At 35.1% G+C, this 13,716-nt stretch carries 13 protein-coding genes; 9 read left to right on the top strand and 4 right to left on the bottom strand.

The genetic code is table 11. The annotated features are described in order from the left end of the window. Nucleotides 1-64: 64 nt before the first annotated feature. Nucleotides 65-250, bottom strand: a complete 186-nt coding sequence (locus ACZZZI_RS14085) for a CsbD family protein (RefSeq protein WP_372816899.1) — start codon at nt 248-250, stop codon at nt 65-67. A 184-nt stretch (nt 251-434) separates the two neighbouring features. Here ACZZZI_RS14085 and ACZZZI_RS14080 point away from each other — a divergent pair, with 184 nt between their 5' ends. After that, a complete protein-coding gene (locus tag ACZZZI_RS14080; protein ID WP_463489744.1) occupies nt 435-3,530 on the top strand; it encodes a SusC/RagA family TonB-linked outer membrane protein in 3,096 nt (1,031 codons plus the stop codon). 19 nt (nt 3,531-3,549) lie between these two features. Next, a complete protein-coding gene (locus ACZZZI_RS14075; protein ID WP_463489743.1) occupies nt 3,550-4,917 on the top strand; it encodes a RagB/SusD family nutrient uptake outer membrane protein in 1,368 nt (455 codons plus the stop codon). A gap of 72 nt (nt 4,918-4,989) precedes the next feature. On the opposite strand, the gene acs is transcribed toward ACZZZI_RS14075, so the two are convergent. Continuing rightward, on the bottom strand, nt 4,990-6,888 hold the full coding sequence (acs, locus tag ACZZZI_RS14070; RefSeq protein ID WP_463489742.1) for an acetate--CoA ligase: 1,899 nt from the start codon (nt 6,886-6,888) through the stop codon (nt 4,990-4,992). Between the two features lie 212 nt (nt 6,889-7,100). Between acs and rpmB the strand changes: the two genes are divergently transcribed. From rpmB to ACZZZI_RS14035, 7 genes are all read left to right on the top strand, one after another. Next, nucleotides 7,101-7,334, top strand: coding sequence for a 50S ribosomal protein L28 (gene rpmB, locus ACZZZI_RS14065; protein WP_025145121.1), 234 nt, complete (start codon nt 7,101-7,103; stop codon nt 7,332-7,334). A gap of 44 nt (nt 7,335-7,378) precedes the next feature. Then, a complete protein-coding gene (rpmG, locus tag ACZZZI_RS14060) occupies nt 7,379-7,561 on the top strand; it encodes a 50S ribosomal protein L33 (RefSeq protein ID WP_010599807.1) in 183 nt (60 codons plus the stop codon). 84 nt (nt 7,562-7,645) lie between these two features. Continuing rightward, nucleotides 7,646-7,801 carry a DUF4295 domain-containing protein gene (locus ACZZZI_RS14055; protein ID WP_010599808.1) on the top strand — a complete coding sequence of 52 codons (156 nt, stop codon included), beginning with the start codon at nt 7,646-7,648 and terminating at the stop codon, nt 7,799-7,801. An 86-nt stretch (nt 7,802-7,887) separates the two neighbouring features. Further along, on the top strand, nt 7,888-8,850 hold the full coding sequence (gene ftsY / locus ACZZZI_RS14050) for a signal recognition particle-docking protein FtsY (RefSeq protein WP_316756418.1): 963 nt from the start codon (nt 7,888-7,890) through the stop codon (nt 8,848-8,850). A gap of 21 nt (nt 8,851-8,871) precedes the next feature. After that, nucleotides 8,872-10,203, top strand: a complete 1,332-nt coding sequence (rimO, locus tag ACZZZI_RS14045) for a 30S ribosomal protein S12 methylthiotransferase RimO (protein ID WP_316756416.1) — start codon at nt 8,872-8,874, stop codon at nt 10,201-10,203. A 104-nt stretch (nt 10,204-10,307) separates the two neighbouring features. After that, entirely contained in the window at nt 10,308-11,363 is a 1,056-nt protein-coding gene (locus tag ACZZZI_RS14040) for an acyltransferase family protein (RefSeq protein ID WP_463489741.1), read from the top strand. A 121-nt stretch (nt 11,364-11,484) separates the two neighbouring features. Further along, nucleotides 11,485-11,985, top strand: a complete 501-nt coding sequence (locus tag ACZZZI_RS14035) for a hypothetical protein (protein ID WP_463489740.1) — start codon at nt 11,485-11,487, stop codon at nt 11,983-11,985. Nucleotides 11,986-12,050: 65 nt separating this feature from the next. Here ACZZZI_RS14035 and ACZZZI_RS14030 read toward each other — a convergent pair whose 3' ends face one another. Both ACZZZI_RS14030 and ACZZZI_RS14025 read right to left on the bottom strand, forming a co-directional pair. Next, a complete protein-coding gene (locus ACZZZI_RS14030; protein ID WP_316756411.1) occupies nt 12,051-12,392 on the bottom strand; it encodes a hypothetical protein in 342 nt (113 codons plus the stop codon). Between the two features lie 224 nt (nt 12,393-12,616). Then, entirely contained in the window at nt 12,617-13,615 is a 999-nt protein-coding gene (locus ACZZZI_RS14025) for an NAD(P)H-dependent glycerol-3-phosphate dehydrogenase (protein WP_463489739.1), read from the bottom strand. Between the last annotated feature and the right edge of the window lie 101 nt (nt 13,616-13,716).

The following is a 13,716-nucleotide window of genomic DNA, read 5'->3' as shown; positions in this document are numbered from 1 at the left end:
TAATTTACACCAAAACAAAACAGGCAACTATGATGTAGTTGCCTGTTTATAATTTAAAAATTTTCTATAATGAGTTAATCCATTTTACGAGCTCATCGCGACCTTTGCCAGTTTTCTGTTGAAGCTTGCCTAATAATTCATCATCCTTCCCTTCTTCGTGTTTTAAATCATCATCGGTTAAATCGCCGTAGGCTTGTTTTACTTTACCTTTTATTTCGTTCCATTTTCCTTTTAATTCTAACTTATCCATCTCTTTAATTATTTATATGTTTTGAATATTGATTTTGTATAATAGTAACAGCACAGCATGTTTATTGTTTAAATAATCGATAAAAAAGCATACTAACAGTAAAAACAACACGGCTATTGTTTATATTTTTGTTACATTAGGGTTATATTCAATTCAACCATTACTAACTAAAACCAACAATTTGATGAAAAAACTACTCTTGAGTTTCTTTTTATCCTTTTGCGTTATTGCATCTGTTTTTGCACAAGACAGAATAATTAGCGGAAAGGTAACTTCAGGCACTGGTGAGCCGCTCCCTGGAGTAAGTGTGTACGTGAAGGGTTCGCCCTCAACAGGTACACAAACAAATACAACTGGCGATTATAAATTAAGTGTTTCACAGAATGCCAAAGTATTGGTATTTACTTTTCTTGGTTTTAAAACTAATGAAATGCCAATTACAGGTTCATCTCTTAATGCAAATTTAGTCGAAGAAAACACAACATTATCTGATGTAGTTGTTGTAGGATTCGGAACGCAATCAAAGCGTGATTTAAAGGGTTCGCAGTCTTCCGTAAGCGCTAAAGATTTAGAAAACCTTCCGGTTACTTCATTCGAACAAGCTTTACAGGGAAAAGCAGCTGGTGTTAGTATTTCTGCACAAAACGGTAAACTTGGGCAAGGCATTACAGTACGCGTACGTGGTGCTGCGTCTGTAACGGCGGGTAGTGAGCCTCTTTATATTGTAGATGGAATTCCAATTACATCTGGAGATTTTTCAGGTACATCTGCGCCAACAAGCGCATTAGCAGATATTAATACTAATGATATTGAATCAATTGAAGTATTAAAAGATGCATCTGCATCAGCAATTTATGGTGCAAGGGCATCAAATGGTGTTGTTTTGATTACCACCAAACAAGGTAAGGTTGGGAAAAGTCAAATTAATTTCAGCGCATTAGGCGGCATAAGTACACCTTCTAATCATAGAGAATTTATGAATGCTGAACAGTATGTTCAAATTATTCGCAGAGCTGGTGAAGGTGCAGCTAATCAGGATTTTTTGAACGGAGATTATGCGACATTGGCCGATGCATTAGCAGATTATAAAACAATTGTTGAGAACAGATTAACCAGATACTCTGCTGGAAATACGGATTATCAAACTTACAAGGTTAATACCAATTGGGAAAGAGCTGGTTTTCAGGATAACCCGATAACACAGCAATATGATTTAAACGTAACTGGTGGCAACGAAAAAACCAAATTCTATATTGGAGGTCAGGCGTTAGATCAACAAGGTATAATTGTTGGAAATAGTTACAAACGTTATAGCGGAAGATTGAATCTAACGAACAAGGTAACCGATTTTCTGGAATTAGGTGTTAATTTAAACTTCTCAAACAGCATAAATAACAGATTATCAAACGATAACGCCTTTTCCAATCCAATTCAAGCCGTAGCTTTATCTCCAATAACTCCATTTATTGACCCGCGTTCGGGTCTAATTAGCGGAACTTTACCTGGAGCAGCATCGAATTATCCAGTTTACTATAATCCTTTTATTGGCATCGAAAATGCATCTTATCAGGCTACCGTTTACCGCACAATAGGTAAGGTTTTTGCAAATGTGAATATTGCCAAAGGATTGAAATTTACGTCGGAATTTTCAATTGATAACTTAAATCAAAATGAAGAAGCTTATTACGGTGCATTAACTTTTAGAAATACTGGGACCTCAAATGGAGATGGTGTTAATATCTCAACTTTTGTGATTAATGCCAACACCAACAATTTCTTTAGTTATAAAACTAATTTTGGTGAGAAAAGTTCTTTTGACGCCGTTTTAGGTACGAGTTATCAGAAATCTACCACTAAGTATAGTACTATTGAAGGACAGGATTTCCCAAGTGATTCTTATATAAAATTGGGAAGCGCAGCAACAAAGGTTACTGCCACAAGTAACGAAGGAGCATTCAGTTTCTTATCTTATTTCTTTAGAGCCAACTATAAATACAATAATAGATATTTAGTTGGGTTTAGCGTACGAGCAGATGGTTCGTCTCGTTTTGGAGCCAATCACAAATATGGTTACTTCCCAGCGGGTTCATTAGCATGGATTGCATCAGAAGAAGATTTCTTAAAAACCAACGAAACCATTAGCCTATTAAAAGTAAGAGCGAGTTACGGTTTAACAGGGAACGCTGAAATTGGAAATTATTCTGCCCGTGGTTTATTTAGTGGCACAGGTGCTTACGGTGGTTTAGCAGGCCAAACCCCATCGCAAATAGCCAATCCTGACTTAACCTGGGAAAAAACGACTCAGTTGGATTTAGGATTAGATTTTGGTATTCTAAAAAATAGAATTTCAGCAACATTTGATTATTACCAGAAAAAAACCACGGAATTACTACTAAATGTTCCAATTCCTCAAACTACAGGTTTTTCTACAAAAACTCAAAACTTAGGCAAGTTAACAAATACCGGCTATGAGTTAGGTATTAATACAGAAAACTTCGTTGGTGCATTTAAGTGGTCTACCGCTATAACAGCAGCAATTAATAACAACAAAATTACCGATTTAGGTGGGCAGGTTTTAAACACTAATGAAATAAATGCAGCTATTTCTGGCCAGCCAATTGGTGTTTTTTATCTACCAGAATACGCTGGCGTAAATCCTGCTAATGGAGATGCGATTTATTACAAAAATACTGTTCTTGAAGATGGCAATGTAGATAGAAGTACAACTAATGATATTAACGAAGCGCAGAGGATTTTTGCCGGCAATCCTAACCCGAAATACACATTTGGAATAAACAATTCATTCTCTTTCAAGAATTTTGACTTAGGAGTATTCTTACAAGGTGTTAGCGGAAATAAAATTTATAATTCAGGTGGTCCTTACATGAGCGCAAGTGCATCAAATGGTTATGACAACCAAACGGCTGATCAAATAGCTTACTGGAATAAACCAGGTGATATTACACAAGTTCCAGAACCTCGATTGGGTTACGGAAATGGCGTTGGAAACTCAACCCGATACCTGTCTGATGGCAAATACCTTCGCCTAAAAACGTTAACATTAGGCTACACATTTACACCAGAAGTGTTAAGCAAACTTAAATTGAGTAAATTAAGAATCTTTGCTACTGCACAGAATCTTGCCACAATTACAGGTTATAAAGGATGGGATCCTGAGGTTAATGCGGATTATCAATCAACAAACATCAATCAAGGTGTAGATTTTTACTCAGCTCCTCAACCAAGAGTAATATCTTTCGGTATAAATATTGGCTTGTAATTTAATAAAGAGAATAATTATGAAAAAGACATATATATACAAATTAATAATTGCTTCAACTTTATTGACTGCTGCATCATCATGCAAAAAAGCTTTAGAGATAAATCCAGTTGATACAATTGAACAAAGCAAAGCGCTTTTAACATCGAAAGATGTAGAAGTTGCCTTAGTGGGAACATATACTGCATTCGGCAGTAGAAATTTTTATGGTGGCCGTCCGTTTTTAATGGCTGACTTTTTAGCAAATACTGATGCAATACAATGGTTTGGAACTTATGAGGAACTAACTCAGGCCATAAACAAATCACTTTTAAAAACAAACTCTTATGTGAACAATGTTTGGGCTGCTGGTTATACCGCTATAAATGATGCAAATAATGTAATTGCCGCAATTAGTAAAGTAGATGCAGCAAAACAGAGCAGAGTTGAGGGTGAGGCGAAGTTTATTAGAGGCGCTTCTTATTTTGAACTGGTAAGATTATTTGGTAAGGCATACAATGATGGCAGCCCTACAACAAACCTTGGTGTGCCAATTGTTTTAACACCAACTACCGCAGTAACCGATGCTAGTTATATTACCAGAGCCACAGTTGCAGCAGTTTATACACAGGCTATAGCAGATTTAACTGATGCAGAAGCAAAATTACCAGCAACGAATGGCTTCTTTGCAACTAAATCTGCAGCTGCAGGTATGCTTGCAAGACTATATTTGCAAATGGGAAATTATGCAGCAGCAGCAGCAGCAGCCAACCGAGTAATTACTTCAAATAACTATTCTTTAAATGCGGCTTTTATAGATGCTTTTCCAGAAATGGGGTCTAGTCCTGGTGTTAATTCTTCTGAAGATATTTTTGCAACACAAGTTACTACTTTAACAGGTTTTAATGGATTTAACGAATTTTATGGTTCATCTACGTACGGAGGAAGAGGCGATGCCGTAATTTCACAAACCTGGATTAATAATACGTATGCAGCAAATGATGATCGAATTAATGCTTTTTATGACGATGGCGATCTCTTTACATCAAAGTATGCAAATGTTTACGGAAATGTACCTGTGATGAGATTATCTGAAATGTATTTAATACGAGCTGAATCAAATGTTCGGTTGGCACCTGCAGCACCAGTGGGCGGCAGAACTCCTTTACAAGATTTAGCCGTGGTAAGGAGCAGAGCAGGTTTAACCACTACAACGGCTACCTTAGCTAATATTTTAAACGAAAGAAAGTTAGAATTGGCTTTTGAAGGTTTCGCTCTTGATGATGCAAAGAGAACTCAAACAAATATTGGTTCTGTTGCCTGGAATGCAAACAATTTGATTTTTCCAATTCCTCAAAGAGAAATAGACGCAAACAAAAATTTAGTACAGAATGCTGGCTATAATTAGCCGAAGTATTCTAAAGACAAAAACGCCTCCCGAAAAAAGTTTCGGGAGGCGTTTTTTATTTGTGGAGAATTTTTATTTCAGTTTCTTAGCCGCCTCAATAATCTCTTCAACAACAGCTGGGTCTAACAAAGTAGAGGTATCGCCCAGGTTTGAAGTGTCACCCTCGGCAATTTTTCTTAAAATTCTACGCATAATTTTGCCTGAGCGTGTTTTAGGTAAACCTGTAACAAACAAAACTTTATCTGGCTTTGCTATAGCACCAATTACTCTTGTAACTGTTTGCAAAATGTCTTTTTTAGTCAAATCGACATCACCGTGCATTTCAGGGTATATTACAAAAGCATAAATACCTTGCCCCTTTACATCGTGCGGGTAACCTACAACCGCACTTTCTACCACTCCAGCATGCATGTTAATTGCGTTTTCAACTTCTGCCGTACCGATTCTATGTCCAGAAACATTTAATACGTCATCTACACGGCCTGTTATTCTGTAATATCCATCCTCATCACGTAAACAACCATCCCCAGTGAAATACATATTTTCGTAGGTTGCAAAATAAGTTTGCTTACAACGCTCATGATCACCATAAGTGGTACGCAACATACCTGGCCAAGGAAATTTGATACAAAGATTTCCACTTACCCCATTGCCAGTTATTTCATTACCATTTTCATCTACCAAAATCGGCTGAATGCCAGGTAAGGGCAAAGTAGCATAGCTTGGTTTAGTTGGCGTTACGGTTGCAATTGGCGAAATCATAATCCCACCAGTTTCCGTTTGCCACCAGGTATCTACAATAGGGGCTTTGCTGTGCCCAATCTTTTCATCGAACCAATGCCATGCTTCTTCATTAATAGGCTCCCCTACCGAACCCAAAACTCGAATTGAACTCAAATCTTTTCCTTTTAACGGATCTTCGCCAAAACTCATTAAAGAACGGATTGCTGTTGGCGCAGTGTACAAAGTATTAACTTTATGTTTTTCTACAATATCCCAAAAACGAGATGGACTTGGATAAGTTGGAACGCCTTCAAATAACACCGAAGTTGCTCCCTGCGAAAGTGGGCCATAAACGATATAAGAATGGCCAGTAATCCAACCAATATCTGCCGTACAGAAATAAACTTCACCTGGTTTGTAATTAAAAACATTAGAAAAAGTATAACCCGCATAAACCATGTAGCCACCGCAAGTGTGCACAACGCCTTTAGGTTTACCTGTAGAGCCAGAAGTATAAAGAATGAAAAGCATATCTTCTGCATCCATTTCTTCCGCCTCACAAATATCGTTAACGTGTTTTACTTCATCTTCCCACCAAACATCTCTTCCTTTTAACATAGAAACTGGCGTGCGAACGTGTGTTAAAACGATGCATTTTTCTACTGTCGGGCAGCCAATTAACGCGTCGTCAATTACATCTTTTAAAGGAATTTGTTTACTTCCACGGTATGCACCATCGGCGGTAATAACTAATTTACATTGCGAATCGTTAATTCTATCGGCAATAGATTTAGCAGAAAAACCACCAAAAATAACCGAATGAACTGCCCCAATCCTAGCACAAGCTAATACAGCAATAGCTAATTCTGGAACCATTGGCATGTAAATGCAAATACGATCGCCTTTTTTAGCACCATTCCTTTTCAACACGTTTGCAAAACGACAAACACGTTCGTGAAGCATTTTATAGGTATAGGTTACCGATTCTTCTTCTGGGTTATTCGGTTCCCAAATAATTGCGGGTTTATCGCCGTTTGTAGCTAAATGTCTGTCTAAACAATTTTCGGTGATATTTAATTTTGCACCTTCAAACCATTTAATATTGGGCTCTTCAAAATTCCAGGATAAGACTTTAAACCAAGGTTTACGCCACTGAAAATTTTGAGCTACCTCTCCCCAAAACTGCTCTGGGTTTTCTACACTTTTTTTATAATCTTCTTCGTATTGTTTAAAAGATGTAATTTGCATTGCTCGTTTATATATTTTGTTAGTATCGGCTAATTTAAGTAAATAATAATAAGCTGAAATGGTGAAATCGTATCAAAATCAATACTCCTCAACTATTTTAAAAATATCTAAAAATATTTAGCAACACGCTTGCTGTTTTCAATTATTATTCAGATATTTGCACACTCTTAAAAAAATTAAGCGGAAGATATTAACAACTATATTTACAAGTCATGTCAAGAGTTTGTGATTTAACAGGAAAAAAAGCAATGGTAGGTAATAACGTTTCTCACTCAAACGTTAAAACCAAACGCAAATTTTATCCTAACCTTCAACTTCAGAAATTTTACATTCCTGAGGAAAACCGTTGGATTACGTTGAAAGTTTCAACATCAGCGATTAAAACCATTAACAAAGTGGGTATTAGCGAAGCAATTAACCGTTTCGTAAAAAAAGGATTTTTGTAAAAAACATTAACTGTTGAGATTAACAGTTTACAATTTATATTAAAATGGCAAAAAAAGGTAACAGAGTTCAGGTTATTTTAGAATGTACTGAACATAAAGAAAGTGGCATGCCGGGTATGTCTAGATATATTTCTACCAAAAACCGTAAAAACACTACTGAGAGATTAGAATTAAAGAAATTCAATCCAGTGTTGAGAAAAGTAACCGTACATAAAGAGATAAAATAATTGAACGATAGTTTGATTGAATGAGTGAATTTTAAATTCTATCATTTCAACATTCTTTAACTCAATAATTAAAATTATAAGAACATGGCAAAGAAAGTAGTTGCAACCCTTAAAACAGGTACAGGTAAAGAATATTCGAAAGTAATTACAATGGTTAAATCACCAAAAACTGGTGCTTACTCATTCAAAGAACTTATCGTACACAACGACCACGTAAAAGATGCTATCGCATCTAAATAAGGTTAATATTTTTTAATATTGATAAAAATATTAAAGGCCGTTCCGTATTAACCGGAAGGGCTTTTTTTGTTATATAAAATTTTGATATGGGCTTATTCGATTTTTTCAAAAAGAAAGAAACTGCACCTGAGGCTCAGGAAGCTTTAGATAAAGGTTTAGAGAAAACTAAAGATGGTTTTTTTAGTAAAATAACCAAAGCTGTTGCAGGAAAATCTTCTGTTGATGATGAAGTTCTGGATAATTTGGAAGAAGTACTGGTAACTTCTGACGTTGGCGTTAGTACTACGCTTAAAATTATTAAACGAATTGAAGAACGTGTTTCGAAGGATAAATACCTGAATACATCAGAACTTAATTTTTTGCTTCGTGATGAGATTCAATTATTGCTATCAGAAAATAACAGTAACGATTTCCGCCAGTTCGAATATGGCGACCATAAACCTTATGTAATTATGGTGGTTGGTGTTAATGGTGTTGGTAAAACCACAACTATTGGCAAACTGGCCCATAAATTAAAAGAAGCAAATCTTAAAGTTGTTTTAGGTGCTGCCGATACATTTCGTGCCGCAGCTGTTGATCAGTTAAAACTTTGGGGTGAGCGTGTTGGTGTTCGGGTTGTAGCGCAGCCTATGGGTTCTGATCCAGCTTCTGTAGCATTCGATACTTTACAATCGGCAGTAGCTAATGGCGAAGATGTTGTAATTATAGATACAGCTGGTCGTTTACATAATAAAATAGGCTTGATGAACGAACTTGGTAAAATTAAACAGGTAATGCAAAAGGTTGTACCCAATGCTCCTCACGAAATTTTACTGGTTTTAGATGCATCTACAGGTCAGAATGCTTTTGAACAATGTAAACAATTTACCGAAGCGACAGATGTAAATGCTTTAGCCATTACCAAATTAGATGGAACAGCGAAAGGTGGTGTAGTTATCGGGATTTCAGATCAATTTAAAATACCAGTGAAATACATTGGCGTTGGAGAAAAAATAGGCGATTTACAGCTTTTTGACAAGAAAGAGTTTGTAAATAGTTTGTTTAAATAAAAGTAAGATTAAGTGTAAAAGATGAATACTAAAGTAGTAAGAAGTAAAACAGCTGTTAAACAACCTAAAATCAATGTAATTACATTAGGTTGCTCAAAAAATATTTACGATTCGGAAGTATTAATGGGCCAGTTACGTGGCAACAATCTAAATGTTGTTCACGAATCTGATAAAATGGGTAAAAACGATATTGTCGTGATTAATACCTGTGGTTTTATTGACAATGCGAAACAAGAATCTATCGATACCATACTTCAGTTTAGCGAGTTAAAAGAAGCTGGAAAAATTGGCAAGGTGGTTGTCACAGGCTGCTTATCTGAGCGCTACAAACCAGAATTAGAATCTGAAATTAAAAACGTTGATGCTTTTTTCGGCACCAATGACTTACAAAATATATTACATGAGTTGGGTGCAAATTATAAACATGAGCTTATTGGCGAGCGTTTACTAACTACACCATCTCACTTTGCTTATTTTAAAATTGCCGAAGGCTGCAACCGTCCTTGTTCTTTTTGTGCGATTCCGCTAATGCGTGGAAAACACTTGAGCAAACCAATGGAAGAATTGGTTAATGAAGCGAAGATTTTAGCTAAAAATGGCACAAAAGAACTTATTTTAATTGCCCAGGATTTAACTTATTACGGATTAGACCTTTATGGAGTTCGTAAATTAGATGAATTAATGCGTCGTTTATCTGATGTTCCAGGCATTGAATGGATTCGTTTACAGTACGCCTACCCTTCTGGTTTCCCGATGGAAATTTTAGATGCTATGAACGAACGCGACAACATTTGTAAATATCTGGATATGCCTTTACAGCACATTACAGATAATATGTTAAAATCGATGCGTCGTGGTACTACTAAACAAAAAACCATCGATTTGGTAAACCAGATTAGAGATAAAGTTCCAAATATTGCCATGCGTACAACGTTGATATGTGGTTACCCTGGCGAAACTGAACACGATTTCGAAGAAATGAAAGAATGGGTTGCAGAAACCAAATTCGACCGTTTAGGTTGCTTTACCTACTCGCACGAAGAAAAAACCCATGCACATACTTTAGTTGATGATATTGCTGATGAAGTAAAGCAACAACGTGTTGATGATATTATGGAAATTCAGCAAGGTATTTCATTTGATATTAACCAGGAAAAAGTTGGCAAAACTTTTAAGGTTTTAGTTGATAAGAAAGAAGGTGATTTCTTTGTTGGCAGAACCGAATTTGATTCGCCAGAAGTTGATAATGAAGTTTTAATTGATGCAACGACAGGTTATGCGGCTAATGGAAGTTTTGTTAATGTTAAAATAGACAGAGCTGAAGATTTCGATTTATACGGAATGATTGTATAGATCTTGAACATACAATATTAAATCCCATCAATTGTTTATTGGTGGGATTTTTTTTGCCCAAAAATCTTATATATTTATTAATTACAATCCCTAATTATAAATTAATGACCTCACCCGAAAAGAACAGCTATCGTTTTTACGAACTTGATACTGTAAGGTTTTTAGCCGCCCTAGCTGTATTATTTTACCACTATACATTTAGTACTGCTAGATTATTAGGAACTCCAGCATTCTCCATCGATAAAATATCAAGATATGGTTATCTTGGAGTGGATGCCTTTTTTATAATAAGTGGATATGTTGTGTTAATGTCTTCTATGCATAAGACTCCGAAATATTTTTTTATTTCCAGGTTGGTACGATTATACCCAGCCTATTTTATTTGTTGTATTACCACTTTTGTAATCCTATATTTTGGTAACATCTCGACACCAGAAATGCCTCAAGTAAGTGTAAAAATCTTAATTTACAATCTAACCATGCTTCAAGAGTTTTTAGGTAAAGTAAATTTAAATGGTATATTTTGGACGTTAACCTACGAACTAGGATTTTACGCTGTAATTTTAGTAATTGCAGCGCTTAAACTTTGGAAACATTTATTATTAGTAATTATCTTATGGCTTACTTACACCGCTATTATAAATTATGCTGAGGTCAATGCCTTTTCATTTTTTCTTATTCCAAAATATAGCTCATGTTTTATTGCGGGTATGTTATTCTATCTTTTAAGAATTAATTATGCAGAAAAGTGGAAGATTTATTTGTTAATCACCTTTTGTTTTTTGGTAAACACTAAAAATAATATTCAGATCACTAAGGAGATGAACAATTTTTATCATAATCCTGGCACAATGAGTAACATCATTGTATTATCTGTTTCCTTACTTTTTTACGTGTTCTTCTTATTATCAGCATCAAATAAACTGAACCAAAAGATTTTCAGATTTTTAGGAAAATTAGGTGTCTTAACCTATCCACTTTACTTAATGCATACATTTGGCGTGGGCATTTTTATGGGTTTAGCTGGTGTATTAAACAAATATATTTTACTACTGTTAGCAACATCAATTTCGATTGGTATTTCTTATTTAATATACAAATTTGTTGAGCAAAAATATAGTTATAGGTTTAAACTCTTATTGACCAAATTTTTGGGATAAAACAAAATCTTGTCAACAAACCTCCCTAACCAGGATTTCTGTTCGAAAAAATCTATTTCCTTATATTGTAGCGAATCAGTTAACCCACTCGTTTTAAGAAGATAACCAAAACTAAATTTATATGAAGAAATTTCTTGCTGCATTCCTTTTGATTTTTATCGTCAATTTAGGTTGCAAAAAAATGGATGTTGGAGGTGGTGGTCTATGCGCTTGTTCTATATTGCCTCAACCAATATTAAGCCTACTAATTAAGAACAGTGCTAATGCCGATTTGCTCAATTCAGCAACAACCGGGTATTTTGATAAAAGTAAAATTCAGTTCTATTACAAAGATGCCAACAATGTAATTAAACAACTTAATTTTGGAATTAGCCAACCTTTTACCTACGCCAGCGACTTAAAGGTTACCGATTATCAGTTGGTTTCTTACGAAATAGGAACGCTTGCTAAAAGCATCGACACTTTTTATTTAAAACTTGGTGATGGTATGGTTTATGAAGTTAAACTAAAAGTGAATAATACCATAATTGAAAAGTTGATGATCAACAATGTAGAATTATCTAAAGAATTTCCAGCCATTAACACATCACCAATTAACAGCATCTACACTTTTAAAATTTAAAAAAAACTATCACATAAAAAAAGTAGCCCGTATTGGGCTACTTTTTTTATGTGATACTAAACTTATTATTTCTTTTCAACTCGAGTTCTAATTTCGGTTGGTTTTAACCAAATTTTAGCTCCTTTTGAATTTACGTAATATTTTTCATTTTTAGCATTGATGTAAACATCCGAACCATCTGGAGCCATTTTACCTTTCCAGGTTTTATCGCCAACTTTAGATGTTCCTTTTACAGCAACTTCTGCAGTTTTATTACCTACAGATTTAGCCCCTTTATCAATCGCTTTTCCTGTATGTTGTAATGCTTTTCCAACTTCTGTTTTCTTTTTTTCTTGTGCGTTTACGCTTAGTGTTAAACCGCCAAATAATGCGAGTGTTAACATTCCTATTGCAAATTTATTTTTCATAACGGTTATATTTATTTAACGAATAACACACGTTAAAAGGTTTTGTTTTAACTATGAGCATTATCTGTTTTTTATAAACCTTATTGAAGCGGTATCTCCCGATTGAAGCATTTGTTTTTCCATTTCTATGGAGTGCTTAAGTATAGCACAGGCTTTTTTATCGGGAATAAAGCGAAAACAAGGACTGTTGCAACCGATGAAATACTGAAACTGATTTCCAAAAATTAATTTAACTTCTCGGCAAGCAATTTCATTTCGATTTGCGGCGAACGACCTTCGTACAAAATACGATGAACGGCCCTGCTAATCGGCATATCGACATCATAAGTTTGATTTTTAATATGCATACATTTTACAGCATAATAGCCCTCAGCAATCATATTCATTTCGAGTTGAGCAGATTTTACGGTATAGCCTTTGCCAATCATATTACCGAAAGTACGATTGCGGCTAAATTGAGAATATGCTGTTACAAGCAAATCGCCAAGATAGGCTGATTCTTTTATATCGCGGTTTATAGGGTGAACGGCATCTACAAATCGCTTAATTTCGCGAATGGCGTTACTAATTAAAACGGCCTGAAAGTTATCTCCGTAGCCAATACCATGACAAATACCACTTGCCACGGCATATATATTTTTTAAAACGGCTGCGTATTCGGTTCCAAAAATATCATCAGATACGTTGGTTTTGATATACCTTGTATTTAAAAAAGTCGCAAATGTTGATGCTGTATCGATATCAGTACAGGCAATTGTTAAATAGGAAAGTTTTTCTAAAGCAACTTCTTCTGCATGGCATGGTCCACTTAGCACTAAAATATCGTGGTAAGGAACCTGGTAAATTTCGTGCAGGAATTCGCCAATGATAAGATTGTCTTCAGGTACGATGCCTTTAATTGCAGAAATAATTTTTTTGCCTTTTAAATCACCAGGTTGAACACTTTCCAAAGTGTCTTTTAAAAAAGCCGCAGGAACGTTTAAAATGATATAATCTGCTGCATTTATAATGCAATTAATATCAGTTGATATATTATCTGGTTTTATTTTTAATTCTACAGAACTAAGATAGTTTGGATTATGTTTAAACTTTTTAATGTGTTCGATAGCTTCGCCATTACGCATCCACCAATAAATTTCTTTTTCTGTCAGATTATCTGATAGCATTTTTACAATGGCAGTAGCCCAGCTTCCGCCTCCAATCATTGCTATTTTTGGTACCATGTTTTATAAAAAATGTTAAAGGTAAAAGGTGCAAGATTTAGGTTTTAGCTACTGCCTTAAACCTAAATCTTACACCTTCACTAATGCAAGATACTATTTCT

The organism is Pedobacter sp. AC190 (genome assembly GCF_979258025.1).
This window is presented reverse-complemented; position numbering and strand designations above follow the sequence as displayed.